The 23,584-nt window shown below is 73.7% G+C and carries 26 protein-coding genes and 1 tRNA gene; 10 read left to right on the forward strand and 17 right to left on the reverse strand.

Features of this window, described 5'->3' with window-relative positions; genetic code table 11:
* Positions 1-181: 181 nt before the first annotated feature.
* The 11 genes from hemL to hemE all read right to left on the reverse strand — a co-directional run bounded on the left by hemL (position 182) and on the right by hemE (position 9,849).
* Positions 182-1,495 carry a glutamate-1-semialdehyde 2,1-aminomutase gene (gene hemL, locus JWQ92_RS07415; protein ID WP_297343827.1) on the reverse strand — a complete coding sequence of 438 codons (1,314 nt, stop codon included), beginning with the start codon at positions 1,493-1,495 and terminating at the stop codon, positions 182-184.
* Positions 1,492-2,472 (reverse strand): porphobilinogen synthase, encoded by a 981-nt coding sequence (gene hemB, locus JWQ92_RS07420; RefSeq protein WP_297343828.1) that lies wholly within the window; start codon positions 2,470-2,472, stop codon positions 1,492-1,494. The genes hemL and hemB overlap by 4 nt, the downstream gene beginning before the upstream one ends.
* Positions 2,469-3,269, reverse strand: a complete 801-nt coding sequence (locus tag JWQ92_RS07425) for a uroporphyrinogen-III synthase (protein ID WP_297343829.1) — start codon at positions 3,267-3,269, stop codon at positions 2,469-2,471. The genes hemB and JWQ92_RS07425 overlap by 4 nt, the downstream gene beginning before the upstream one ends.
* The gene (gene hemC / locus JWQ92_RS07430) at positions 3,266-4,222 is read right to left on the reverse strand and encodes a hydroxymethylbilane synthase (RefSeq protein WP_297343830.1); all 957 of its coding nucleotides are present in this window, start codon (positions 4,220-4,222) and stop codon (positions 3,266-3,268) included. The genes JWQ92_RS07425 and hemC overlap by 4 nt, the downstream gene beginning before the upstream one ends.
* On the reverse strand, positions 4,219-5,388 hold the full coding sequence (locus JWQ92_RS07435) for a ferrochelatase (RefSeq protein ID WP_297343831.1): 1,170 nt from the start codon (positions 5,386-5,388) through the stop codon (positions 4,219-4,221). The genes hemC and JWQ92_RS07435 overlap by 4 nt, the downstream gene beginning before the upstream one ends.
* Entirely contained in the window at positions 5,388-6,053 is a 666-nt protein-coding gene (gene hemQ, locus JWQ92_RS07440; RefSeq protein ID WP_297343832.1) for a hydrogen peroxide-dependent heme synthase, read from the reverse strand. The genes JWQ92_RS07435 and hemQ overlap by 1 nt, the downstream gene beginning before the upstream one ends.
* Positions 6,054-6,259: 206 nt before the next feature.
* On the reverse strand, positions 6,260-6,529 hold the full coding sequence (locus JWQ92_RS07445; RefSeq protein WP_297343833.1) for a DUF3618 domain-containing protein: 270 nt from the start codon (positions 6,527-6,529) through the stop codon (positions 6,260-6,262).
* Complete coding sequence (locus tag JWQ92_RS07450) at positions 6,519-6,968, reverse strand: phage holin family protein (protein ID WP_297343834.1); 450 nt, start codon at positions 6,966-6,968, stop codon at positions 6,519-6,521. Before JWQ92_RS07450 ends, JWQ92_RS07445 begins: the two co-directional genes overlap by 11 nt.
* 10 nt (positions 6,969-6,978) lie before the next feature.
* The gene (locus JWQ92_RS07455) at positions 6,979-7,308 is read right to left on the reverse strand and encodes a YtxH domain-containing protein (protein WP_297343835.1); all 330 of its coding nucleotides are present in this window, start codon (positions 7,306-7,308) and stop codon (positions 6,979-6,981) included.
* A 187-nt stretch (positions 7,309-7,495) separates the two neighbouring features.
* Complete coding sequence (locus tag JWQ92_RS07460) at positions 7,496-8,836, reverse strand: FAD-dependent oxidoreductase (RefSeq protein ID WP_297343836.1); 1,341 nt, start codon at positions 8,834-8,836, stop codon at positions 7,496-7,498.
* Positions 8,833-9,849 carry a uroporphyrinogen decarboxylase gene (gene hemE / locus JWQ92_RS07465; RefSeq protein ID WP_297343866.1) on the reverse strand — a complete coding sequence of 339 codons (1,017 nt, stop codon included), beginning with the start codon at positions 9,847-9,849 and terminating at the stop codon, positions 8,833-8,835. Before hemE ends, JWQ92_RS07460 begins: the two co-directional genes overlap by 4 nt.
* Positions 9,850-9,946: 97 nt before the next feature.
* Between hemE and JWQ92_RS07470 the strand changes: the two genes are divergently transcribed.
* Complete coding sequence (locus JWQ92_RS07470; protein WP_297343837.1) at positions 9,947-11,227, forward strand: glutamyl-tRNA reductase; 1,281 nt, start codon at positions 9,947-9,949, stop codon at positions 11,225-11,227.
* A 174-nt stretch (positions 11,228-11,401) separates the two neighbouring features.
* On the opposite strand, the gene JWQ92_RS07475 is transcribed toward JWQ92_RS07470, so the two are convergent.
* Genes JWQ92_RS07475 through JWQ92_RS07485 form a run of 3 tightly spaced genes read right to left on the reverse strand, consistent with a single transcriptional unit; the run spans position 11,402 to position 14,963 of the window.
* On the reverse strand, positions 11,402-12,049 hold the full coding sequence (locus JWQ92_RS07475) for a dihydrofolate reductase family protein (protein ID WP_297343838.1): 648 nt from the start codon (positions 12,047-12,049) through the stop codon (positions 11,402-11,404).
* Between the two features lie 53 nt (positions 12,050-12,102).
* Positions 12,103-13,047 carry a serine hydrolase gene (locus JWQ92_RS07480; protein WP_297343839.1) on the reverse strand — a complete coding sequence of 315 codons (945 nt, stop codon included), beginning with the start codon at positions 13,045-13,047 and terminating at the stop codon, positions 12,103-12,105.
* Positions 13,011-14,963, reverse strand: coding sequence for a M13-type metalloendopeptidase (locus tag JWQ92_RS07485; RefSeq protein ID WP_297343867.1), 1,953 nt, complete (start codon positions 14,961-14,963; stop codon positions 13,011-13,013). Before JWQ92_RS07485 ends, JWQ92_RS07480 begins: the two co-directional genes overlap by 37 nt.
* 190 nt (positions 14,964-15,153) lie before the next feature.
* Here JWQ92_RS07485 and nucS point away from each other — a divergent pair, with 190 nt between their 5' ends.
* From nucS to JWQ92_RS07515, 6 genes are all read left to right on the forward strand, one after another.
* The gene (gene nucS / locus JWQ92_RS07490; protein ID WP_297343840.1) at positions 15,154-15,849 is read left to right on the forward strand and encodes an endonuclease NucS; all 696 of its coding nucleotides are present in this window, start codon (positions 15,154-15,156) and stop codon (positions 15,847-15,849) included.
* Positions 15,850-16,013: 164 nt separating this feature from the next.
* On the forward strand, positions 16,014-16,685 hold the full coding sequence (locus tag JWQ92_RS07495) for an HAD hydrolase-like protein (RefSeq protein WP_297343841.1): 672 nt from the start codon (positions 16,014-16,016) through the stop codon (positions 16,683-16,685).
* 69 nt (positions 16,686-16,754) lie between these two features.
* A complete protein-coding gene (zwf, locus tag JWQ92_RS07500) occupies positions 16,755-18,221 on the forward strand; it encodes a glucose-6-phosphate dehydrogenase (RefSeq protein ID WP_297343868.1) in 1,467 nt (488 codons plus the stop codon).
* A 31-nt stretch (positions 18,222-18,252) separates the two neighbouring features.
* Complete coding sequence (locus tag JWQ92_RS07505; RefSeq protein WP_297343842.1) at positions 18,253-19,527, forward strand: serine/threonine-protein kinase; 1,275 nt, start codon at positions 18,253-18,255, stop codon at positions 19,525-19,527.
* 120 nt (positions 19,528-19,647) lie between these two features.
* On the forward strand, positions 19,648-19,911 hold the full coding sequence (locus tag JWQ92_RS07510) for a hypothetical protein (protein WP_297343843.1): 264 nt from the start codon (positions 19,648-19,650) through the stop codon (positions 19,909-19,911).
* Positions 19,912-19,920: 9 nt separating this feature from the next.
* On the forward strand, positions 19,921-20,139 hold the full coding sequence (locus JWQ92_RS07515) for a hypothetical protein (RefSeq protein WP_297343844.1): 219 nt from the start codon (positions 19,921-19,923) through the stop codon (positions 20,137-20,139).
* 14 nt (positions 20,140-20,153) lie between these two features.
* Here the strand turns inward: JWQ92_RS07515 and JWQ92_RS07520 are convergent, their stop codons facing one another.
* From JWQ92_RS07520 to JWQ92_RS07530, 3 genes are all read right to left on the reverse strand, one after another.
* Entirely contained in the window at positions 20,154-20,459 is a 306-nt protein-coding gene (locus JWQ92_RS07520) for a Dabb family protein (RefSeq protein ID WP_297343845.1), read from the reverse strand.
* 23 nt (positions 20,460-20,482) lie between these two features.
* Entirely contained in the window at positions 20,483-20,737 is a 255-nt protein-coding gene (locus JWQ92_RS07525; protein ID WP_297343846.1) for a DUF6458 family protein, read from the reverse strand.
* Between the two features lie 131 nt (positions 20,738-20,868).
* A tRNA-Leu gene (locus tag JWQ92_RS07530) sits at positions 20,869-20,952 on the reverse strand.
* A 167-nt stretch (positions 20,953-21,119) separates the two neighbouring features.
* On the opposite strand from JWQ92_RS07530, the gene JWQ92_RS07535 reads away from it, so the two are divergent.
* Genes JWQ92_RS07535 through JWQ92_RS07545 form a run of 3 tightly spaced genes read left to right on the forward strand, consistent with a single transcriptional unit; the run spans position 21,120 to position 23,573 of the window.
* The gene (locus tag JWQ92_RS07535; protein WP_297343847.1) at positions 21,120-21,794 is read left to right on the forward strand and encodes a DUF3662 and FHA domain-containing protein; all 675 of its coding nucleotides are present in this window, start codon (positions 21,120-21,122) and stop codon (positions 21,792-21,794) included.
* A complete protein-coding gene (locus tag JWQ92_RS07540; protein WP_297343848.1) occupies positions 21,791-22,324 on the forward strand; it encodes an FHA domain-containing protein in 534 nt (177 codons plus the stop codon). Before JWQ92_RS07535 ends, JWQ92_RS07540 begins: the two co-directional genes overlap by 4 nt.
* Positions 22,325-22,328: 4 nt before the next feature.
* Positions 22,329-23,573 carry a Stp1/IreP family PP2C-type Ser/Thr phosphatase gene (locus JWQ92_RS07545; RefSeq protein WP_297343849.1) on the forward strand — a complete coding sequence of 415 codons (1,245 nt, stop codon included), beginning with the start codon at positions 22,329-22,331 and terminating at the stop codon, positions 23,571-23,573.
* The last annotated feature ends 11 nt before the right edge of the window (positions 23,574-23,584 follow it).

Here is a 23,584-nt window from a genome sequence, read left to right on the forward strand (position 1 = left end):
GAGATCGCCCACATCGCCGAGCGCTCGACGCCGATGACCGCGTAGTCGAGCTCGTGCGTGTGCATCTCGATCGCGTCACCGGGCTCGACGGTCCACTCGACGATGCGGAACCGGTCGTCGTCTGCAAGCACCCTCGAGGTCGCCATGCTGCGACCCTCTCACGAGGCCGCCGGGTTGCGCCCTATGCCGACGCGGCCGCTCGCGCCGCCGACGGGAGCGCCTCGACGATGCGCCCGAGCGCCGCCTCGTCGTGGGCGGCCGTGACGAACCACGCCTCGAACACGCTCGGCGGCAGGCTCACGCCGGCGTCGAGCATCGCGTGGAAGAACGGCGGATACCGCCACCCCTCCTGGGCACGCACCTGGTCGTAGTCCTTCGGCGGCTCGGTGGCGCCGAACACGACGCTGAAGAGGTTGCCCGCGCGCGGGACGGCGTGCGGCACACCGGCGTCGGTGAGTGCCCGGTCCACCGCACCGATGAGGCGTTCGGCGGCCGCGTCGATCCGCGCGTAGACGTCCGCGTCGGCGGCCCGCAGGGTCGCGAGGCCGGCGGCGACGGCCACCGGGTTCCCGGACAGCGTCCCCGCCTGGTACACGGGTCCCTGCGGCGCGAGCCACTCCATGACATCCGCGCGGCCGCCGAGCGCGGCGAGCGGCATGCCGCCGCCGATCACCTTGCCGAAGGTGATGAGGTCGACGTCGACCGGTCCGCCGGGCTCGAGCGCCCACCAGCCGCCCGGCGAGACCCGGAACCCGGTCAGCACCTCGTCGGAGACGAGCAGCGCGCCGTCGGCGTGCGCGATCTCCGCGATCGTCCGGTTGAAGCCGGGCTCCGGCACGACGACGCCCATGTTCGCGGCGGCCGCCTCCGTGATCACGGCGGCGATGCGTCCGGCATGCGTGGCGAACGCCAGGCGCAGCGCCGCCTCGTCGTTGTAGGGCAGCACCAGCGTCTGCGCCGCGATCGCGGCCGGCACGCCCGCCGAGGCCGGCAGGGCGAGCGTCGCGACGCCGGAGCCCGCCTCGGCGAGCAGGCCGTCGGAGTGCCCGTGGTAGTGGCCCGCGAACTTGACGATCAGGTCGCGGCCCGTGAACCCGCGAGCGAGCCGGATGGCGGTCATCGTCGCCTCGGTGCCCGTCGAGACGAGGCGGAGGCGCTCGATCGGCGCCCGCCCGTCGCGGACGACCCGGCCGCGCACCAGCTCCGCCAGCTCGACCTCGCCCTCGGTCGGTGCGCCGAACGAGAGGCCGCGCTCGGCGGCCCGCTGCACCGCCTCGACGACGGCGGGGTGGGCGTGGCCCAGGATCGCGGGACCCCAGCTCGCCACGAGGTCGACGTACTCCCGCCCGGCGGCGTCGATCACGTGCGGGCCCCTCGCTGCGGCGAGAAACCGCGGCGTGCCGCCGACGGACCCGTAGGCCCGCACCGGCGAGTTCACGCCGCCGGGGATGACCTTGCGCGCGCGGTCGAAGAGCTCCGCGTTCGTCGGCGTCATCGTGCCCGCAGCCAGCCGGCCACCTCGACGGCCCAGTAGGTGAGCACGGCGTCGGCACCGGCCCGTCGGATGCCCGTGATCGTCTCGAGCACCGTGCGCTCGCGATCGATCCAGCCGTTCGCCGCGGCCGCCTCGACCATCGCGTACTCGCCGGACACCTGGTAGGCCCACACCGGCACGGGGCTGGTGGCGGCCACGTCGGCGAGCACGTCGAGGTAGCTCATCGCCGGCTTCACCATCACGACGTCGGCACCCTGCTCGATGTCGAGCACCGCCTCGCGGCGGCCCTCCCGCCGGTTGGCGGGGTCGAGCTGGTAGGTGCGGCGATCACCCTCCAGCGCGGACTCCACGGCCTCGCGGAACGGCCCGAAGAAGCTCGAGGCGTACTTCGCGGCGTAGCCGAGCAGCAGCACGTCGCTGCGGCCCGCGGCGTCGAGCGCCTCCCGCACCGCCGCGACCTGGCCGTCCATCATCCCGGAGAGGCCGAGCAGCGCCGAGCCCGCCTCGGCCTGGGCGAGCGCCATGTCGCTGTACCGCTCGAGCGTCGCGTCGTTGTCGACGGAGCCGTCGTCGGCGAGCACGCCGCAGTGGCCGTGGTCGGTGAACTCGTCGAGGCAGAGGTCCGTCTGCACGACGAGGGCGTCGCCGACCTCGGCCGCGACGACGCGGGTCGCGACGTTGAGGATCCCGTCGGGATCGGTCGCACCGGATCCGACCGCGTCCCGCTCCCGCGGGATGCCGAACAGCATGAGACCGCCGAGGCCGGCCTCCGCCGCCTCGACCGCGGCCGCGCGCAGGCTGTCGAGCGAGTGGTGCCCGACCCCCGGCATGGACGCGATCGGTCTCGGCTCGTCGATGCCCTCCTTCACGAACATCGGCAGCACGAGCTGCGCCGGATCGAGCCGGGTCTCGGCCATCAGGCGGCGCACGGCGGCGGACTGCCGCAGGCGCCGCGGGCGGACGGTCAGCGGGTTCATGCGAGGCGCCCCGGCTCCTGGATCTGGTCCTTGCGGTGCGCCGCGAGCTCCTCGAGCGTGCGGATGAGCGACGCGCTCGACCGCTCTCGGGCGACGAGGTCCACACGCAGGCCCGCGGCCTCCGCATCCGCCGACGTGCGCGGCCCGATGCAGGCGAGGACCGTGCGCGAAGGCACGAGGCCGATCTGCAGCGCGATCTGGTTCGCGACGCTGCCGGACGTGACGAGGATCGCGTCGAAGCGGCCGGCGGCCACGTCCGCGACGATGTCCGGCGCGATCGGCACGCCGACGGTGCGGTAGGCGACGACCGACGCGACGTCGTGACCCGCGGCGCGGAGGCCGTCGGTGAGCACCGGCTTCGCGATGTCGCTGCGCAGCGCGAGGATCTTCAGGTGCTCGGCGCCGCCCGTGGCGTCCGCCCACTCGGCGAGCAGCCCGGCGGCGGAGTTGTCGCGGCGCGGGGTGAAGTCGACGCGGTAGCCGGCGGCGGTGAGCGCCGCGGCCGTGGTCTCCCCCACGGCGGCGACCTTCGTGCTCTCCGGGATGCGCACGCCGTGGGCCGAGAGCACGTCGACGGTCGTGGCGCTCGTGACGCTCATCCAGTGGAACTCGCCGGCCTCGAGCCGCTCGAGCGCGCCGGTGAGCGCGGTGGAGTCGTCGGTGCCGGCGAAGTTGATGGACGGCGCGACGACGGGTGAGGCGCCACGCGCTCGGAGCTCAGCGGCGACCCCGTCGCCCCACGGTCCTCCGCGGGGCACGAGCACGGTCCAGCCGCGCAGCGGTTTGTCCGTGGTCATGCGGCACCTCCAAGGGGTGCGAGCGCACCTGCGCCCGCGTCGAGCAGGTCGTCGGCGAGTCGATGCGCCGCGGCGGTCAGCACGGCGACCCGGTCCGTGGCGCTCGCGGGACGTTCGATGCGGCGGTCCAGCCGCCGCCCGCCGCCGGGCTCGTGCACGCTGGCCCAGAGGGCGATGCCGCCGTCCTCGACCGCGCTCGCCACGCCGATCGGCGCGACGCAGCCGGCCTCCAGCCGGCCGAGCACGGCCCGTTCCGCCGTCGCGGCCGCCATGTCGAGCGGATCCGTGAGCCGCCGCACCGCCACGGCGACGGGCGCCGGGTGCGCGGTGTCGAGCGAGGCGGCGTCGTCGGCGCGGATCTCGAGGCCGAGCGCCCCCTGCCCGGCCGCCGTCGGCCAGGTCTCGAGCGGCAGGACCTCGGTCACCGCCGCCGTGCGCCCCAGCCGAGTCAGGCCGGCGAGCGAGAGCACGACCGCGTCGAGCCGGCCCTCGGCGACCCGCGCCAGGCGGGTGTCCACGTTGCCGCGCAGGTCGCGCACGTCGAGGTCGGGGCGCCTCTCGATCAGCTGGGCACGGCGGCGGGGAGAACCCGTGCCGACGACCGCGCCGACGGGGAGCGTGTCGAGGGTGAGGCCGTCGCGGGCGCAGAGCGCGTCGCGGGCGTCCTCCCGCGCGGGGATCCCGGCGACGACGAGCCCGGGCACGGGCAGCACCGGCAGGTCCTTCAGGGAGTGCACCACCAGGTCGCACTCCCCGGCGGCGAGGCTGCGGCGCAGGGCACCCGCGAAGACTCCCGTGCCGCCGATCTGCGCGAGCGACGCCTGCGACACGTCGCCCTCGGTCCGCACGACGACGAGCTCGCACGCCTCGCCCTGCGCCTCGATCGCGGTCGCCACGGCATTCGCCTGCGCGAGGGCGAGGGCGCTGCCGCGGGTACCGATGCGGATGGTCACGGCGTGAGGCCGGCCACCACCGGCCGGAACCCGAGCCGCGCGTTCTCGCAGCATCCGGATCGGCACACGTCGTACCAGGGGCCGAGGTCGGTCTCGGCCGGCCGCTCGGCGGCGGGCAGCCCGTCGCGGCGCTCGAGCACGAGATCGACGAGCCCGGACACGTAGGCGGGGTCGATCCCCGGCGTCGGCGTGCGCACGGCGATCACGCCGACCTCGTCCGCGGTCCTCATCGCCTCCGTGTCGAGGTCCCACATGACCTCCATGTGGTCCGACACGAAGCCGAGCGGGACGATCACGACGGCACGCACGCCCTCGCCGGCGAGCCGGCGGATCGCGTCGTTCACGTCGGGCTCGAGCCAGGGCTGGCTGGGCGGCCCGCTGCGCGACTGGAAGACGAGCTCCCACTCGACCCCCCGGCCCGCACGCTGCATGACGACGTCGGCGACGGCGCGGTGCTGCGCCTCGTAGGCGCCGCCCGCACCGAACCCCCGGAACGCAGGTCCGCTGCGCTCGGCGTCGGCGGAGGGGATCGAGTGGGTCGAGAACAGCACCCGTACCTCGTGCGTCAGCTCGACACCGGGCAGCCGCTCCTCGACCTCGGCGAGGCCGCGCTCCACGCCCGTGACGAACGGCGCGACGAATCCGGGGTGGTCGAAGTACTGCCGCACCTTGTCGATCACGAGCTCGCCCTCGAGTCCGGTCTCGTCGAGCGCCCTGGCGAAGTCCTCCCGGTACTGCCGGCACGACGAGTACGAGCTGTAGGCGCTCGTCGCGATGGCGATCACCGTTCGGCGGCCGTCCGCGACGGCCTGCAGCAGAGCACCGTTCAGGTACGGATCCCAGTTGCGGTTGCCCCAGTAGACGGGCAGGTCGACCCCGCGCCGCGCGAGCTCGGACTCGAGCGCGGCCTTGAGCGCGCGGTTCTGCCCGTTGATCGGGCTCACGCCGCCGAAGGCCCGGTAGTGGTGAGCGACCTCCTCGAGGCGCTCGTCCGGGATGCCGCGGCCGCGGGTCACGTTGCGGAGGAAAGGCAGGACGTCGTCCTGCCCCTCCGGGCCCCCGAAGCTCGCGAGCAGGATCGCGTCGTACGCGACCGGCCGATCGGTGTGCTCCGGCCCGTGCTTCGCGGCGTCGCTCGCGGCGCGGACGACGTGCTCGGCGGCCATCAGCGCAGCACCTCCGGCACCTCGGCGACGGCGATGCGGCGGCCCGTGAAGAACGGGACCTCCTCGCGCACGTGCAGACGCGCATCGGTGGCCCGCAGGTCGCGCATCATGTCGACGAGGTCGGTGAGGGAGTCCGACTCCATGGGCAGGATCCACTCGTAGTCGCCCAGCGCGAAGGCCGCGACGGTGTTCGCGACCACGGACCGGTACGCCGCGCCCTTGCGCCCGTGCTCGGCGAGCATCCGGGACCGGTCGGCCTCGGGCAGCACGTACCAGTCGTAGGACCGGTTGAACGGGTAGACGACGAGCCAGCCCCGAGCCGCCTCCCCGCGCAGGAATCCGGGCACGTGGCTGCGGTTGAACTCGGCGTCGCGGTGCACGCCCATCGCGTTCCACGTCGGGAGCAGGGGCTTCAGCAGCGCCGTGCGGCGGAGCCGGCGCAGCGCGGCCTGCAGGCCGGCCGGTTCGTCGCCGTGCAGCCAGACCATGAGGTCGGCGTCCGCGCGGAGGCCGGAGACGTCGTAGAGGCCGCGCAGCGTCACACCCGAGCCGGAGAGCTCCTCGACGGCCCTCTCGAGCTCCGCCACCGCGGCGTCCGTGCCCTGGTCGCTTGCGGCCGGATCACGACGCAGCACGGCCCAGAGCGTGTACCCGGAATCGGTCATGGTGCGTTCGGTCCTCTTTCCGGCGGCGCGGATCGCGCTGCCGCCGATCGGCGGGGTCAGGGGCGGAGGACGCCGTCGCGGCACCCGCCCGCCACCGCTGCGGTGCGGGGGGCACCGTCCAGTGTGCCCCACGACGACCGGGGGTCCGCGCAGAACGAGGGCGCCCCCGCGTGGGGGCGCCCTCGTTCTCGGATCGGATCAGCGGATCAGCGCCGTGCGCCACGGATCACGAGCGCTCCCAGGCCGACCACCACGGCGGCCGCTCCGCCCAGCACGCCGTAGACGAGCGCCGGGTTGTCCTCGCGCATCGTGTCGAAGCGCTCACGCCCTTCGGCGACCGCCTTCTTCACGCGCTTGGGCACGTCGAGGCGCTCCTCGATCTCGTCGAGGGTCTGTGCGAGACGCTGGCGCGTCACCTCGATGTCGGAGCGGATCTCCGAGAGCGCGCGGTCCTTGTCACTGCCGTCAGCGGTCATAGTGCCCAACCCCCTTGAATGCCTTCACGTCGTCCTTCACGCTGTCGACCGCTTCCTTCGGCACCGGCGGGACCCCGCGCTTGACGCGCGAGAGACCGAGCAGACCGAGCACCACGGCGATCAGCAGCAGCGCGACGCCCACGATGAGCGCCGAGAGCCAGGGCGGGAGCGCCGTCGCGATGCCGAGGATGGCCGTCGCGATGAGCACCCAGAGCGCGAAGTAGGCGAAGACCGCCGCACCCACGAACAGGCCGACGCCGATGCCCGCGGTCTTCAGCCGGGTGACCGCTTCACGCCTGATCTGCTCGATCTCGTCGCGGATCAGCGTCGTGATCAGGTTCGGAAGCTCGCCGATCAGCGTGAAGACCGACTTCTTGTCGTCCCTGTGGTCCCGTCCCGGGCGCGCAGCACGGACGGGGTCCGGTGGGGTCGTGCTCATCCGACCCGCCTCAAGCCGCGTTGGCGTCGCTCTTGCGCTTCGTCACCTGCGACACCACCTTCTTCGCTCCGCCGACGACCGCGTCCTGGACGTCGGGCGCCTTGTCCTTGACGAAGCCTTGCACGGTCTCGACCACCTGGTCGACCCTGCTCTGCACCTTCTCGTCGTTCCAGAGGCGCTCACCGGCGGCCTTGATCTGCTCGTAACGACGCCGACCGGCGCGGGCGCCGAGGACGTACCCGATCGCCGCACCGGCGAGAAACACGATCCTGCCCTGCATGCTGTCCACCCTTCCCTCGCGGTTCAGTCCGCCAACTGTATCGGCGGCCCTGCCGGTCATCAGGGAGTTCTCCGATGATCACCAGGGAGCGGGCCGAACGGCGTGCACGCCCTCGCCGGGGCCCTGCCGGCCGGGGCCTGCGGTCGCGAACGGAGGATCTCGTCGCGGACGGAGGACGGAACGGGCCGCCGGATCCTCCGCCGCCGGCAGGATCCTCCGTGCGCGACGATGCGGCGCCGGCAGGGGCTCAGCCCAGGCCGCGTGCCGCCGTCTCGGCGCCCGCGACCACCGACGCGAGCCCGGTGCCGGAGCGCCAGGACCCGGTGACCGCGAGGCCCTGCGGCAGCGGGGCCGCGGACAGGGCCTGGTGCGCGGCCCGCGTCTCGGGTGCGAGCGGCGGGGCCGTGTCGACCCAGACCGTGTCGAGCCGGTCGACGATCGTGGTCGGGACGAGGCCGAGGAGCGCCGCCGCGTCGGCCGCGACCCGGGTCTCGGCCGGGAGGTCGGCAGCGCGGTAGGCGAGCCGCAGCAGGTGCCGGCCGGCCGGCAGCGCGTCCGCCGACCACGCCCACTTCGCCGTCACGTGGGTGAGCGCCACCGCGGTGACATCGGTGCGCCCGGATGCGCGGAGCACCCCGCTGCCCCGCGGCATCGCGTCGAGGCGGGGGTCGTCGACCGCGAGCAGCACCGACCTAGACACCGACGGTTCCGGCCGGGGCAGGTGGGCGACGTCCGGAGCGGCGTCGCGGAGCAGGTCGAGGGCGGCCGCGCCGTCCACGGCGATCACCGCGACGTCCGCCACGACGTCCTCACGAGGCGTGACCACCGTGAATCCCGGTCCGACCGGCGCGGGATGCACGCCGATCACCTCCGCGTCGAGCCGGACGTCCACCCCGAGCCGCTCGAGGTCGGCGAGGAGCGCGTCCACGAGCCGGGTGACGCCGCCCCTGAGGCCCTGCACCGCGCTGCCGGCGGGAGCCGCACTCCGCAGCCGCAGCACCGCGGCGGAGAGCGAGCCGGCGACCGTGATGGCGGCGTTCAGCTGCGGAGCGATCGCGTCGACCGGCACGGTCTCCGCATCGACGCCGTACACCGACTCGACGACGGGGGCGACGAGTCGGTCGAGCACCCGCCGGCCCATCCGGCCGCGCACCAGCGGCCCCAGACGCTCGTAGCGGCCGACCTTGAGCACGGGCAGCAGCCGGTCGGCGTAGGCCCGGGCCGCCCCGTGACCGTCGATCACCCGGCGCACGTCCTCGGCGAGGGGGGAGCCGGGGATGCCGAGCACACCGCCGGCGGGCAGCGGCACCGTCCGGTCGGCGAGCGCCACCCAGGCGCTCCCCCGCGGCTCGGCCAGGGCGCCACGGAGCCCGAGGTCGTCGATGAGGGCCCGCACGGTCCCGCCCCGCACCGCGAAGCTCTCCGCGCCGGTGTCGGCCGTCACCCCCGCGATCGTGCCGCGCGCGACGCGGCCGCCGACCGTGGCCGACCGCTCGAGCAGCACCACCTGCCGGCCGTGCAGGGCGAGGCGACGGGCGGCGACGAGGCCACCGACCCCGCCGCCCACGACGACCGCCGTGCCGCTCATACCCGCGAGTGCATCCAGTCGACGATCCGGGTCAGCACACCCGGGTCGGTGGTCGGCGGCACGCCGTGCCCGAGGTTCAGCACATGCGCGGGTGCCGCCGCCCCGGCGGTGACCACCTGCTCGAGATGCCGCTCGAGCACCGGCCAGGGCGCGGCGAGCAGCGCCGGGTCGACGTTGCCCTGCAGCGGCACCCGGTGCTCGAGCAGAGCGGATGCCGCGTCGAGCGGCAGCCTGTGGTCGACGCCGATCACGTCGGCGCCCGCGTCCCGCATCGCGGGCAGCAGCAGGGCGGTTCCCGTGCCGAAGTGCACCTTCGGCACCCCGCCGGGCACGGCCGCGAGAGCGCGGGCGGATGCCGGCAGCACCGCGGCGCGATAGTCGCCTTCGGACAGTGCACCCGCCCACGAGTCGAACAGCTGCACGGCCCGGGCGCCGGCCCGCACCTGGGCGGCAAGGAAGGCTCCGCTGACGCCCGCGAGCCAGGCCGTCAACCGCCCCCAGGCGACCGGATCGGCGTGCAGCAGCGTGCGGGCGCGGAGCTGGTCCTTCGACGGGCCGCCCTCGACGACGTAGCTCGCCAGGGTGAAGGGCGCGCCGGCGAAGCCGATCAGCGGCGTCGCGCCGAGCCGCTCGACCGTCCGCGCGACGGCCGCCTCGATCGGGGCCAGCGCTTCGGGGTGCAGCTCGTGCGCGACGAGGTGGTCCAGGTCGGCGGGCGTGCGCACGGGCCGCGCGAACACGGGTCCCCTGCCGGGCACGATGTCGACGTCGACTCCCGCCAGCTTCAGCGGGACGACGATGTCGCTGAAGAGGATCGCCGCGTCGACCCCGTGCCGGCGCACCGGCTGCACCGTGATCTCGGCGGCGAGCTCCGGCTCGAGGCAGGCGTCCAACATGGCCGTGCGGGCCCGCGAGGCGCGGTACTCGGGGAGGGACCGGCCCGCCTGCCGCATGAACCAGACCGGAGGCGTCGCCTGCCGCCTGCCGGCGTACGCGGCGAGCAGCGGCGGCATCACTTCGGAGGGATTCGCGGGCACGACAGGGAATCCTCCCATCCGGGGCACCCGCTGACCGCGCAGTCCGCCGAGACGGCCGACCTACACTGCCTAGGTGCTCAGAGCCCTCACCGCGGACTACCGCGCCGCAGGGTTCGATCTCCTCGAACGCCTGTCGATCGTCTCACCCGAGGCCATGGCGCGCTTCGCCGCCGAGCGCCCCGACGTCGAGGGCGTCGTGCTGCTCGCCACCTGCAACCGGTTCGAGGCGTACCTGGACGTGACCGACGACGGCTCGTCGGCCGAGGAGGCGTTGGTCCGGGCGGCGGCGTCCGCCGCCGGCGTCACGCCAGACGCGGTCGCCGCCGCGATCACGGCGCGAAGCGGGTCCGAGGTCGCCGGGCACCTGTTCGCCGTCTCGAGCGGCCTCGAGTCCCTCGTCGTCGGCGAGGCCGAGATCGCGGGGCAGGTCTCCCGCGCGCTCGAGGCCGCCCGCCGCTCCGGCAGCACCACGAGCGACCTCGAACGCCTCTTCCAGCGCGCCTCCCGCACGTCGAGCAGCGTGCAGAACCGCACCCGGGTCGGACTCGCAGGCCGCAGCATCGTGCGCCTCGCCCTCGACCTCGCGGAGAGCCGGCTCGACGACTGGGCCGACGTCTCCGTGCTGCTCATCGGCACCGGCACCTACGCGGGCGCCACGCTCGCCGCGCTCCGCGAGCGGGGCGTCACCGAGGTCGGCGTGTACTCGCCGAGCGGCCGCGCCGAGCGGTTCGCGCGGCGTGAGGGCGTCACCGCGGTGGCGACGGCGGACCTGCCCGCGCGCCTCGCGACCGCGGACGTGGTTCTCGCCTGCAGCATCGCCACGACGCCGATCCTCGACGCGGCTCGGCTCGGCCGTGCGCGCAGGGCCGCCGGCACGGAGGGCGCGCAGCTCATCGTGGACCTCGGTCTGCCGCGCAACATCGATCCCGACGTGGTGGACGTGCCGGGCGTCGCCCTGCTCGACCTCGAGACGATCAGCCTGCACGCGCCGCTGCCCGAGCTGCAGGCGACGGACGAGGCGCGCGAGATCATCGCCGAGGCCGTCGCGGAGTACCGTGCCGACCAGCAGGCGACGGTGGTGACCCCGGCCGTGGTCGCGTTCCGCGCGCACGTGCTCGAGCTGGTCGAGGCGGAGATCGAGCGGCTCCGCGGTCGCGACGAGCTGACGGCCGCCACGGAACGCGCGATGCGGCACCTCGCGAGCGTGCTCGTCCACACCCCCTCGACCCGGGCCCGCGCCCTCGCGGCCGCAGGCGAGGCGGACAGGTTCACGGACGCCCTCGGCACGGTGTTCGGCATCGAGGCGCCGACGCGTGCGGCCGTGACGCCGGGCGAGGACGAGCTCGCCGGCTGAGACCCGCGGCCCCTCACGCCGTTCCGGAGAAACCGAACGACACGCCGCCCCGGCGCACTTCGGCTCGGCGTGTCGTGCAGGATCTCCGGATCCGCGCGATCGTCGGCTCGAGGAGCTCGGCGAACGCGTCCCAGGTGTCCGGGCCGAGCGGCCGGATCGTGTCGGCGACCGGATTCAGGGGCGCCTCTGCAGGAGCAGGTGGGTGACGCCGCTGGGCGCCACGATCGTCTCGAACGTGTACCGCTCCTCGAGCCCCTCCAGGCCGTCCCAGAGCCGTTCGCCTCGCCCGAGCACGATCGGCACCACCGCGAGGTGGGCCAGGTCGACCAGGCCGGCCGCGAGGAACTGCCGCGCGGTGGCCACGCCGCCGCCGATCCGCACGTCCCCGCCGTCGGCCAGCTCGCGCGCGGCGGTGAGCGCCTCCTCCGGTGAGGCGTCGAGGAAGTGGAACGTCGTGCCGCCCGCCATCTCGATGGGCGGCCGTGCGTGGTGGGTGAGCACGATCACCGGCGTGTGGAACGGCGGCTCGTCGCCCCACCATCCCCGCCACTCGTCGTCGGTCCAGGGGCCGCGCTGCGGCCCGAACTTGTTGCGGCCCATGATCTCGACGGCGATGTCCGGCCCCCAGGAAGCGGCCAGGGCGTCGTCGAAACCGGTCGTGCCGCCCGTCGCGCCCTGCATCGCCTGGAAGGTCGACGTGGCCATGAACCACGACATCAGCCGGCCGCCGGCGTGCCCGAACGGCGCCTCGAGCGTCTGGTCCTCACCGGTGCCGAAGCCGTCGAGCGAGATACCGAAGTTGTGGATACGGACGCGGGACATGGCGCCTCCTTCATCGCCACCCTAGGCAGCGGGGCCGACGGCCGCCAAGGACGTCAGTGCACGTACTCGAGGATGTCCAGCCCGATCGTGCGCATCGCCTGCAGCACCGCGAGGCGGTTCATGTGCACGTCGTCCTCGAACTGCACCGTCACCGTGTAGGCGACGGAGGCACGGGGGCCGCGCAGCACGCCGGCATCGGCGCGCACGCCGACGTCGCTGCCGGTCTTGTTGAAGAGGCTGAGCCCGTGGTCGCTGCGCACGTGGCTCAGCGGATCGAGGGCGAACGCGCTCGCGACCATCGAGAGGTCGGTGTTCAGCGCGAGCCAGTCCGAGACGCGCGACGACACGGCGCGGTTCACCGCCTCGCCCCGCGCGACGCGGGCGAAGAGGGTCGTGAGCTCCGCGGCGGATCCGACGGACAGCTGCGGGGCGTCGTCCGGCCCCCTGCGGTCCCGCACCCGGTCGAGCAGGGCGGTCCGCTTGAGCCCGAGCGACTCCCCGCGGGCGTGCACCGCATCGAGCCCGACCGCTCGCAGGAGCACGTTGGTCGCGAGGTTGTCGCTCGTCGCGGCGACCAGGGCGGCGAGGTCCGTGAGCGGCAGGCTCGGAGCGTGCAGGTACTGCCAGACCCCGGAGTCGCCGACGAGGTCCTCCGGCGTGCGGTCGAGCAGGTCGTAGCGGGAGTGCACCTGCTCGTCGAGGCGCGCGGCGATCTCGAGGAGCAGCAGCACCTTGCCGACGCTCGCCGTCGGCAGCACGACGTGGTCGTCCACCGAGAACAGGGCCTTCCCGGTGCGCACGTCGATGACGCGCGCCGACACCTGCGCGCCCGTGAGCGCGAGGTGCGCCAGGGCGGTGAAGCCGTCGGTGAAGTCGGAGCGCACCACCTCGCCCTTGTGGCGCGCCCCCGGATCGCCGCCGCGCAGCCGGGCCCGTCGAGAGGGCTCCGCCTGCGCGGCGGTCACCAGATCGTGACCCGCTTCGTCGGATCCAGCCACAGCGCGTCCTTGTCGGTCACGTCGAATGCGGAGTGGAACTCGTCCAGGTTGCGCACGATCTGGTTGCAGCGGAACTCGGGCGGCGAGTGCGGGTCGATCGTGAGCAGCCGGATCGCCTCGGCCTGGCGGCGCTTCTCGCGCCAGACCGCGGCCCAGGACAGGAAGAAGCGCTCGGCGCCCGTCAACCCGTCGACGACCGGCGCCTCGCGGCCCTCGAGCGACAGGAGGTAGGCCTTCCACGCGATCGTGAGGCCGCCGAGGTCGCCGATGTTCTCGCCGATCGTGAGGGCGCCGTTCACGTGGTCGGTGAGCCCGTCCGGCACGAGCTCGTCGTACTGCGCGACGAGCGCCTTCGTGCGCTCCTCGAACGCCGAGCGGTCCGCCTCGCTCCACCAGTTCTCGAGCCGACCGTCGCCGTCGAACTGCGAGCCCTGGTCGTCGAAGCCGTGGCCGACCTCGTGGCCGATGACCGCCCCGATGCCGCCGTAGTTCGCGGCGTCGTCCCGATCCGGATCGAAGAACGGGGGCTGCAGGATGGCGGCCGGGAACACGATCTCGTTGAGTCCCGGGTTGTAGTAGGCGTTCACCGTCTGCGGCGTCATGAACCACTCGTCGCGGTCGACGGGGCGCCCGATCTTGCCGAGCTCGCGGTCGAACTCGAATGCGGACGCCCGCCGCACGTTGCCGACGAGGTCGCCCGGGTCGACCTCGAGGCGCGAGTAGTCGCGCCACTTGACGGGGTAGCCGATCTTCGGGGTGAACTTGGCGAGCTTGGTCAGGGCCTTCGCCCGCGTCTCGTCGCCGAGCCACTCCAGCGAACCGATCGACGAGCGGTAGGCGGCGACGAGGTTCGCGACGAGCACGTCCATCCGCACCTTCGCGATCGGCGGGAAGTGCCGTTCCACGTAGAGCCGGCCGACGGCCTCGCCGAGCACGCCCTCGGCGAGCGCCACACCGCGCTTCCACCGGGCCTTGACCTCCTCGGCGCCGGTGAGCGCCGTGCCCGTGAAGGCGAAGTGCGCGTCCACGAACGCGGACGAGAGGTACGGGGCGAGCGGCCGGATGACGCGAGCCGCGAGCCAGTCGCGCCACGCGTCGAGCCGATCGGCGGTGAGCAGTCCCAGCACGCCGGTGAGGAAGCTCGGCTCCCGCACGACGATCTCCTTCAGCGCCCCGACCGGCGCGGACAGTCCCGCCGCCCACGACTCGAGCAGGGCGCCGCGATCGCCGGCCTCGGCGACGAGCGCCGCCCAGCTCATCGGGTTGTAGGTGGCCTGCACGTCCCTGGTGCGCACGGCGTCCCAGTGCTGCGCGGCGATATCGGTCTCGAGGGCGAGCACGCGGTCCGCGCGCGTCTCCGCGTCGGAGAGGCCAGCGAGCGAGTAGATCGTGGCGAGGAAGGTGCGGTAGGCGTCGCGGTGCGGCTGGAAGGCGTCGTCGCGGTAGTAGCGCTCGTCGGGCAGGCCGAGCCCGCCCTGCTCGAAGAAGACGAGGTAGCGGCCGGGATCGCCGGGATCGTTGTCGACGAAGAGCTGCACGAGGCTGCCTGCGCCGGTGCGCTCGAGCGACCCCAGCACGTCGAGCACCTCGGCGATGGAATGGCTGGCGGCCACGAGCGCGAGCGGCTCGGCGAGGGGACCGGCGCCGAGCGCCTCGACGCGGTCCTCGGCCATGAAGGAGGCGTAGAGGTCGCCGATCTTCCGCGACTCGGTGCCGGGCTCCGCCTGCTGCGACTCCTCGACCAGCTCGCGGACGGCCGCCTCGGCGCCGTCGACCAGGTCGAGGAACGCCCCGGACCTGGCCCGGTCGGGGGGGATGGTCGCCTCGGCGATCCAGCGGCCGTTGACATGGCGGTAGAGGTCGTCCTGCACCCGGACGGCGGGGTCCCAGGACGCGGTGTCGAGCCCCGCGGGCAGGGCGCTCCCGGCGTTCGGATCCACGGGTGCGCGAGAGCTGGTGTCGACCACGATGGCTGAGTCTATGATCCGAGCTCCGCGCCGGCCGGGTGGCTCGCGCGGCTCCCGCCTGACTCACGGCGCGGCGTGCGCCGGGCTCCCGGCAGGCCCGCGGAGCGCGGTCGGGAGACGCGGCCTAGGCTCGTTCGCCGTGCGACTCGTGGTGGCGGAGTGTTCGGTCGACTACGCGGGGCGCCTCTCGGCGCACCTCCCCCTCGCCCGGCGGCTGATCATGCTGAAGGCCGACGGCAGCGTGCTCGTGCACGCGGACGGCGGCTCGTACAAGCCCCTGAACTGGATGAGCCCGCCCTGCTCCGTCGAGACGGAGGAGCCCGACGCGGACCTCCTGAGCAGCGGTGTGCGCGAGGTGTGGCGCGTCCGGCACGCGAAGACGGGCGACGTGCTGCTGCTCCGCATCCACGAGCTCCTCGTCGACGAGACCGTCGAGCTCGGCCAGGACCCGGGGCTCGTGAAGGACGGCGTCGAGGCCGACCTGCAGAAACTCCTCGCCGAGCAGATCGAGCTGCTGGGCACGGGTCACACGCTCGTCCGCCGCGAGCACATGACCGCGATCGGGCCGGTCGACATCCTCGCCAGGGACCCGGAGGGCGCCGCGGTCGCGGTCGAGATCAAGCGCCGCGGCGAGATCGACGGCGTCGAGCAGCTCACCCGCTACCTCGAGCTGATGAACCGGGATCCGCACCTCGCGCCGGTGAGCGGCGTCTTCGCCGCCCAGGAGATCAAGCCGCAGGCCCGCACGCTCGCCGAGGACCGGGGCATCCGCTGCCTCACCCTCGACTACGACGCCATGCGCGGCGTCGAGGCCGGGCCCGCCCGGCTGTTCTGAATCGATCACCGCGCCGCCGTCACCGGCCGGAGGGGCCGGGGAGGGTCGTAAGCAGCCCGCTCCCGTTCCGGAGATCGGCAGTCGGACGAGAGCTCTCCGTCCGCGTCGCCCGGCGCCCGGACTGGGGGAACGGACGGTCAGGTACGCCCACCTAGGGTGGCGGCGTGCCCGAGGAGACGACCGCGCCGTTCACGGTCGCGCTCGTCGACCTCGACGGCACGATCATGGACTCCGCCCCCGGGATCACCAGCACCCTGACGCGCACCCTCGAGCGGATGGGCCTGCCGGTCCCGCCGCCCTCGCGCCTCGTCGAGTTCGTCGGGCCGCCGATCCTCGACGGCCTGCGCGACCTCGCCGGCCTCGACCCCGAGCAGTCGCAGACCGCGCTCCGCCTGTACCGCACGGAGTACCGGGAGACCGGCGCGTTCGACGCCCAGCCCTATCCGGGCATCCGCGAGGCGCTCGAGACGATCCGCGCGGCGGGGCCGACCCTCGCCGTCGCGACCTCGAAGCCGGAGCAGCAGGCGAAGCGGATCCTCGCCCACTTCGGTCTCGACGACCTCTTCACCGTCATCGCGGGTGCCTCGGAGGACGAGACGCGCAGCGAGAAGGCCGACGTCATCACGTGGGCCCTCTGCCTGCTCGCCGAGGCGGGCGTCGACGCGAGCCGACCGGTGATGATCGGCGACCGGATCCACGACGTCGAGGGGGCGGCGGTCCACGGCATCCCGGTCGTCTTCGCGGCGTGGGGCTACGGCGACCCGGCGGAGGCGGCCGGGTCGATCGCGGTCGCGTCGTCGCCCGCCGAGCTGCCGGAGATCGTCACAACCCGCTGAGCGTTCCCCCCTCGGCGGCCCGGACCGCCTGTCCGCAACCTGGGTGTGGGCCAGACTGGTGCCATGACCATGACGCAGGTGGAGCGGCAGTACGTCAAGGCCGCTCAGGCGACCGCACCGCACGTCGTCGTCCTGTTCGGAGCCGCCGGTGACCTCGCCAAGCGCAAGCTGCTGCCCGGGATGGCGAACCTGGTGCTCTCGTCCCTCGCTCCCGACATCGAGATCGTGGGCACCTCCCTCGAGGAGCTCGACGACGACTCGTACCGCGCCCAGGCGAAGGCCGCGCTCGACGAGTTCGATCGGCGCCGCCTCAGCGACTCGGAGTGGGACGACTTCGCCTCGAAGCTCCACTACGTGCCGAGCTCGGCGGGTCCCGACGCGCTCGCCCACGCCGTGCACCAGGCCGAGGAGCGGCTCGGGCCCGATGCCCGCCGCATCCACTACCTGAGCGTCCCGCCGAAGGCGGCGCTCGCCGCTGTCGAGGCGATCGCGTCCGCGCGGCTCGTCGAGGGCTCCCGCATCATCATGGAGAAGCCGTTCGGCACGGACCTCGCGTCGGCGGTCGAGCTGAACCGGCGGCTGCACCAGACGTTCACCGAGCAGCAGATCTTCCGGATCGACCACTTCCTCGGCAAGGAGCCGGCGCAGAACATCCTCGCCATCCGGTTCGGCAACGGCCTCTTCGAGCCGATCTGGAACCGCAACTTCATCCAGCAGATCCAGATCGACGTGCCGGAGACCCTCGGCATCGAGCAGCGCGCCGCCTTCTACGAGTCGACGGGCGCCTACCGCGACATGGTGGTCACGCACCTGTTCCAGATCCTCGCGTTCGTCGCGATGGAGGCGCCGACCGCCCTCGAGCCTCAGGCCATCAGCGAGGAGAAGAACAAGGTCTTCCGCTCGATGACGCCGATCGACCCCGACAACGTCGTCCGCGGCCAGTACGTCGGCTACAAGGACATCCCCGGCGTCTCCCCCGAGAGCGAGACGGAGACCTTCGTCGCGCTGAAGTGCTTCATCGACAACTGGCGCTGGGCGGGCGTGCCCTTCTACCTCCGCACCGGCAAGAAGATGGCCGAGGGGCAGCGGATCATCTCGATCGCGTTCAAGGAGCCGCCCCGCAGCATGTTCCCGGCGGGCAGCGGCGTCGGCGCGAAAGGGCCCGACCACCTCACGTTCGACCTCGCGGACGCCTCCAAGATGTCGCTGTCGTTCTACGGCAAGCGGCCCGGCCCCGGCATGCGGCTCGACAAGATCTCGATGCAGTTCTCGATGCAGGAGCAGGCGAACGCCGGCGACGTGCTCGAGGCCTACGAGCGCCTGATCCTGGACGCGATGCGCGGCGACCACACGCTGTTCACCACCGCGGAGGGCATCGAGCGGCTCTGGGAGGTCTCGCAGCCGCTGCTCGACGACCCGCCACCCGTGCGGCCCTACGCGGTCAGCAGCTGGGGCCCGAACGCCATCCACCAGCTCATCGCCCCGTACGCGTGGCGCCTGCCCTTCGAACGGGTCTGGCGCGAGTCGCACCACTGATCCCCGGGAGGGTGCGGTCTAGTCTGCCCGGATGCCCGAAGCGAACGAGCTGATCGGCGGGCGCTACCGCCTCGGTCCCGCGATCGGGTCGGGCGGGATGGGCACCGTGCGCCGCGCCCGCGACGTGCGGTTCGACCGGGACGTCGCCGTCAAGCTGCTGCGCACGGCCGCCGATCCGCGGCACCAGGAGCGGATGCGGCGGGAGGCGCGCCTGCTCGGTGCGCTCCAGCACCCGAACCTCGTCGCGGCCTACGACACCGGCATCGACCTCACTCCCGACGGCCCGCTGCTCTGGCTCGCGATGGAGCTCGTGCGGGGCCCGGACCTCGGCGTGCTGCTGGCCCACCGCGGGCGCCTGGCCTCCGAGGACGTGCGACGGATCGTGCACGACGCGGCCGCCGCGATCGCCGCGCTGCATGCCGCCGGGGTCGTCCACCGCGACCTGAAGCCGGCGAACCTGCTGCTGACGCGGGAGCCCGGCCCCGGCCCGTGGCACGTGAAGGTGGCGGACCTCGGCATCGCGCTGACCGAGGACGCGACCGCGATGACGACGACCGGCCAGGTCATGGGCACCGCCGCCTACCTGAGCCCCGAGCAGGTGTCCGGGGCGGCCGTCGACGCCGCCTCGGACGTCTACTCGCTCGGCCTGCTCGCCCTCGTGGCCCTGGCCGGGAAGCACCCCTTCCCCGGCGGCGCCGTGGAGTCGGCGACCGCCCGCCTGGTCAGGGCCCCGGAGCTGCCGCGGTGGATCACCGGCGGCTGGCGCATGCTGCTCGAGGCCATGACGGCCATCGACCCCGCCCTCCGTCCGACCGCTGAGCAGGTGGTCGCGGCCACGGCCGCTCCCCTGCCGGCGCTCGTGCCGGCCGGGCCGGTCCCGGAGGTGGCGGACCCGGACCCGGACGGTCGGACGGTGGCCGCCGAGGCGCTGCTCCCCACGGCGGTGCTGCCCGCCGTCGGCGCACGGATCCCGGTCGAGCCGGTGCCGAGCGGGCGTCCCGGGCTGCTGCCGCTCGCGGCCGCGATCGCGGTCGTGCTCGGACTCGCCGGCGGGGGCGCGGCACTGCTCGGGGCGGCCGCCGGGGCGCCGTCACCCGCACGGCACACCACGAGCGCAGGACCCACGACCGTGGCGGTCACGCACACCCCGGAGCCGGCCCACTCCGTGACGGCGAAGCCGACCGCCACGCAGAACGCCACGCCCGTGCCCGCGCGCGAGGTGGTCGCGCCGAAGAAGGCGTCACCCGGCAAGGGCAGAGGCTCCCAGAAGGGGTCCGGCAGGGGGAGAGGCCACGACAAGGGCTGACCCGGCCGACTCCCGAGCTGCCCGCATACGATCGCGGCGGCGGATTCGAGCTCGTCCCCACGTCGGCGATCGAACGCTTCGACGTCGCGTGGCCGCTGCCCCGCAGGGCAGACTGAGGCGGTGTCGTTCAACGCCCGCCTGCGCCGCCTCGTCGGCATCGAGGGCGCGCGCGGCGGCGTGGTGTCGCAGAGCCTGCGCAACGCGGCCCAGATCGACGTGTACGGCACCGTCCGGCGGCAGGGTCCGTTCGACGTGCCCCCGCCCGAACCGGTGGAGCTCGCGTCGCCGCTGCCCTGGGAGCTGCTGGACTCCGAACCGGGCAGCGTGGCGGACTGGGTGAACCGCGTCGACAGCGGCGATCACGGGCGCACCTCGAGCCTCTAGCGTTGGGGCATGAGCGTTCAGACCGATCTCGTCGCCGCCCTCAGCACCTTCACCGCGCGCCTCGACGAGGTGAACGCGGGCTTCGCGAACGCCGCGCCCGGCGACGTGCAGGCGGCCACCGTCCACCTGCAGCAGCAGGTCGCGCTGCTCATCGACTTCAGCGCGGCGCTCTGCAACGCCGTGGGCGATCTCGCGGGCGAGGTCGACGAGCTCGAACCGAGCGTCTGACGGCGTCGCGGCGGTCAGCCGGCGGCGATGTCGAAGACGGTGACGCCGTCCGCCGCCCGTCCGATCGCCGCCGCGACCTCGAGGTGCGCCGGATGCGGCAGGTACGCGTCGCGGGCCGCCGCATCGGCGAAGGTGACCACGAACCCGTAGCCGTGGCCCTGCTCGAGGCCCTCCGGGCTGACGCTGGGGCCCTCCACGATCCCGAGGACACCGGGGATCGGGCCGGCGAGCCCGCGGACGCCTGCGCGCACCGCCGCACGGGTGGCGTCGTCCGCATCCGCCCGCCAGCGGACGAGCACGACATGGGTCACGGCTGGCATCGCCCTGTCCTCCTGTTCGCCGCTCAGGCGAGCGGGCCGCCGTCGACGTCCCGGCGCTCGACCCGGGAGCCGGTCGCCGGATCCACGCTCGACCGGGCCACGGAGACGGTGCGGCGCCGGCTGAACAGCAGGATGAGCCCGATCACGAAGACGATCGCGCCGGCGGCCATCAGGATGAGGCCGACCGTCGGGAGATCGATCCCCGAGACCGTCACGTGGACCGCGAAGTAGAGGATCGCGCCGATCACGACGAGTACGACACCGGTTCCGATGCTCATGCGGGCTCCGATCCTCCGCCGGTCGCCTCGCGCGCACCGGATCACCGCGAACCGTAGCCGCAGCGACCGCGAACGGGCCGTGACCGCCGGGAACGACGAAGGCCCCGGGTCGCCCCGAGGCCTCCGTGTCGTGCGCGAGGGGGGAGTTGAACCCCCACGCCCTTTCGGGCACACGGACCTGAACCGTGCGCGTCTGCCTATTCCGCCACTCGCGCGTGGCCGACCCCGCTCGCGCGGCGCCGGTCGACGAGAGTAGCACGGCGGCCGATTCCTCCTTGAGGCGCGCGGGGTCCACCAGCGGTCCGCCAGAGGTGCCCGCGCTACCCTGTCCCGACCGAAATCGCGGGAGCGGCCGCGGCGACAGGACAGGGACTCGACGACGGTGGGCATCCTCGACAGCTTCGAGCGCGGGCTCGAACGTGCCGTCAACGGCGCCTTCGCCCGGACGTTCCGCTCCGGGCTGCAGCCCGTGGAGATCACCGCCGCGCTGCGCCGCGAGGTCGACACGCACGCGTCACCGGTGGCACGCGACCGCATCCTCGTGCCGAACCGGTTCGTCGTGCGGATGAGCGAGGCCGACCATCTGGCGATGGCCGCGCTCGGGCAGCCGCTGATCGACGAGCTCACCGAGCTGCTCACCCGCTACGTGGCCGAGCAGCGCTACCAGATGGCCTCCCCGCCCGTCATCACCCTCGAGCCGACGGAGTCGTTCGCCGTCGGGATGCTCGAGGTGGAGTCGTCCACCGAGCGGGTCGAGGTCGACTGGGCGCCCGTGCTCGAGATCGACGGCCGGCGCTACCCCATCGGCGCGCGCACCGTCATCGGGCGGGGCACGGACGCCGACATCACCGTCGAGGACACCGGCATCAGCCGCAAGCACCTCGAGGTCCTGTGGAACGGACGGCAGGCGGAGGCCCGCGACCTCGGGTCCACGAACGGCTCCACACTCAACGGCGCCCGGCTCACGCGGGCCGCGCTGCCGAACGACTCCGTGCTCCAGATCGGCCGCACCACGATCGTGTTCCGGCTCGTCGCGCACCCCCGGAGCGGCCGGTGAGCGAGCTCACGCTGCTCGTGCTCCGGGTGGCGTTCCTGGCACTGCTCTGGGTGTTCGTGTTCGCCGTCGTGTACGCGCTGCGCAGCGACCTCTTCGGCGGCCGGGTGCGCCGGCTCCCCGAGCAGGCGCGGTTCGCAGGCGCGGCCCCCGCCGCCGCCCCGCCGGCGGTGCAGTCCCTGCCCACCTCGCCCGTCACACCGGGCGCCGGCATCCCCGTCCAGGAGCCCGCGCACACCGGCCCGGCGACCCGGCTCGTCATCACGTCCGGGGGCAAGGCGGGACTCGAGATCCCGCTCGGCGCCGAGCCCCTCACGATCGGCCGGGCGAGCGACGCGGGCCTGCAGATCCGCGACGACTACACGTCCACCCACCACGCCCGGCTGCTCCTCTGGGGGTCCGACTGGGTGGTCCAGGACCTCGACTCGACGAACGGCACGTTCGTCGACGGGCAGCGCATCGACTCGCCGACGCAGGTGCCCCTCGGCGTACCGGTGAAGGTGGGCGCGACCACGTTCGAGCTCCGTGCGTGAGGGCATGACCATCGTCACCGCAGGCGCAGCGGTCTCGCACGTCGGTCGCGTGCGGACGAACAACCAGGACTCCGGATACGCCGGGGTCCAGCTGTTCGTGGTCGCGGACGGCATGGGCGGGCACGCGGGCGGCGACGTCGCCTCCGCGATCGCGGTGAACCGCATCGCGCAGACCGACCGGCTCGACTTCGCGAACCCGCAGGAGGCCGAGTTCGCCCTGCAGGCGTCGCTCGTCGCCGCGAACCAGCTCATCAGCGAGGCCGTCTACGAGCATCCCGAGCTCACGGGCATGGGCACCACGGTGAGCGCCCTCGTGCGCGTGGGCGACGCGGTCGCCACTGCCCACATCGGCGACTCCCGCATCTACCTGCTCCGTGACGGCGAGCTCAGCCAGATCACGAACGACCACACGTTCGTGCAGCGCCTCGTCGAGACGGGCCGCATCACGCCGGAGGAGGCGGCCGTGCATCCGCGCCGCAGCGTGCTGATGCGCGTGCTCGGCGACATCGACCAGTCCCCCGAGATCGACACCGGCATCCTCGGCACGGTTCCGGGCGATCGCTGGATGCTCTGCTCCGACGGCCTGTCCAGCTACGTGAGCGAGGAGCGGATCCGTGCGCTCCTCGCCGACGCCGACTCGGCCCGCGGCGCCTGCGAGGCCCTCGTCGAGGAGGCGCTCGACCGCGGCGCCCCCGACAACGTCACGGCGATCGTCGTCGACATCGACCACGGCGGCGAGGACGCGTCGCGGGCGGCGATCGTCGGCGCGGCGGCAGAGCCTCTCGAGTTCGACACCGGCGACGGCGCCCGGCAGCACGGGCGCCTGCCGGCCCTGCTCCTCCACCCGCTTCGGGCGCAGCCGCCGGAGGCGAGCTTCGTGCCCGACTCGGAGGACTACCTCGACGCCCTCGTCCGCGAGGACCGCCGCCGCATCTGGCGACGCCGCCTGATCTGGCTGGCGGCGATCGCCGCGCTGCTCGCGGCGCTCGTCGTCGGCGTCGTCACCGCCTACCGCTACACCCAGACCCGGTACTACGTCGGGTTCGACGGCGACCGTGTGGCGATCTACCAGGGCGTGCAGGCGTCGGTCGGTCCCGTCGCGCTGAGCCACGTCGTGCAGGACACCGACCTCACCCGGTCGGCCCTGTCGGGCTACGCGCTCGAGCAGATCGACGGCACCATCAGCGCCGACAGCCTCGCGGCCGCCCAGCGCATCGTCGAGAACGCGAGGGAGGGCTCGAGTGGTTGACCCGGGAGCCA

This window comes from Amnibacterium sp. (assembly GCF_025463795.1).
GTDB lineage: Bacteria > Actinomycetota > Actinomycetes > Actinomycetales > Microbacteriaceae > Amnibacterium.

What these genes read in the sequence shown, in the direction of transcription:
- hemL (WP_297343827.1), bottom strand. Translation starts at nt 1,495, where the DNA reads ATGACGCCGACGAACGCGGAGCTCTTCGACCGCGCGCGCAAGGTCATC.
- hemB (WP_297343828.1), bottom strand. Translation starts at nt 2,472, where the DNA reads ATGAACCCGCTGACCGTCCGCCCGCGGCGCCTGCGGCAGTCCGCCGCC.
- JWQ92_RS07425 (WP_297343829.1), bottom strand. Translation starts at nt 3,269, where the DNA reads ATGACCACGGACAAACCGCTGCGCGGCTGGACCGTGCTCGTGCCCCGC.
- JWQ92_RS07435 (WP_297343831.1), bottom strand. Translation starts at nt 5,388, where the DNA reads ATGGCCGCCGAGCACGTCGTCCGCGCCGCGAGCGACGCCGCGAAGCAC.
- hemQ (WP_297343832.1), bottom strand. Translation starts at nt 6,053, where the DNA reads ATGACCGATTCCGGGTACACGCTCTGGGCCGTGCTGCGTCGTGATCCG.
- JWQ92_RS07445 (WP_297343833.1), bottom strand. Translation starts at nt 6,529, where the DNA reads ATGACCGCTGACGGCAGTGACAAGGACCGCGCGCTCTCGGAGATCCGC.
- JWQ92_RS07450 (WP_297343834.1), bottom strand. Translation starts at nt 6,968, where the DNA reads ATGAGCACGACCCCACCGGACCCCGTCCGTGCTGCGCGCCCGGGACGG.
- JWQ92_RS07455 (WP_297343835.1), bottom strand. Translation starts at nt 7,308, where the DNA reads ATGACCGGCAGGGCCGCCGATACAGTTGGCGGACTGAACCGCGAGGGA.
- JWQ92_RS07460 (WP_297343836.1), bottom strand. Translation starts at nt 8,836, where the DNA reads ATGAGCGGCACGGCGGTCGTCGTGGGCGGCGGGGTCGGTGGCCTCGTC.
- hemE (WP_297343866.1), bottom strand. Translation starts at nt 9,849, where the DNA reads ATGCCGCCGCTGCTCGCCGCGTACGCCGGCAGGCGGCAGGCGACGCCT.
- JWQ92_RS07475 (WP_297343838.1), bottom strand. Translation starts at nt 12,049, where the DNA reads ATGTCCCGCGTCCGTATCCACAACTTCGGTATCTCGCTCGACGGCTTC.
- zwf (WP_297343868.1), top strand. Translation starts at nt 16,755, where the DNA reads ATGACGCAGGTGGAGCGGCAGTACGTCAAGGCCGCTCAGGCGACCGCA.
- JWQ92_RS07505 (WP_297343842.1), top strand. Translation starts at nt 18,253, where the DNA reads ATGCCCGAAGCGAACGAGCTGATCGGCGGGCGCTACCGCCTCGGTCCC.
- JWQ92_RS07515 (WP_297343844.1), top strand. Translation starts at nt 19,921, where the DNA reads ATGAGCGTTCAGACCGATCTCGTCGCCGCCCTCAGCACCTTCACCGCG.
- JWQ92_RS07520 (WP_297343845.1), bottom strand. Translation starts at nt 20,459, where the DNA reads ATGCCAGCCGTGACCCATGTCGTGCTCGTCCGCTGGCGGGCGGATGCG.
- JWQ92_RS07525 (WP_297343846.1), bottom strand. Translation starts at nt 20,737, where the DNA reads ATGAGCATCGGAACCGGTGTCGTACTCGTCGTGATCGGCGCGATCCTC.
- JWQ92_RS07545 (WP_297343849.1), top strand. Translation starts at nt 22,329, where the DNA reads ATGACCATCGTCACCGCAGGCGCAGCGGTCTCGCACGTCGGTCGCGTG.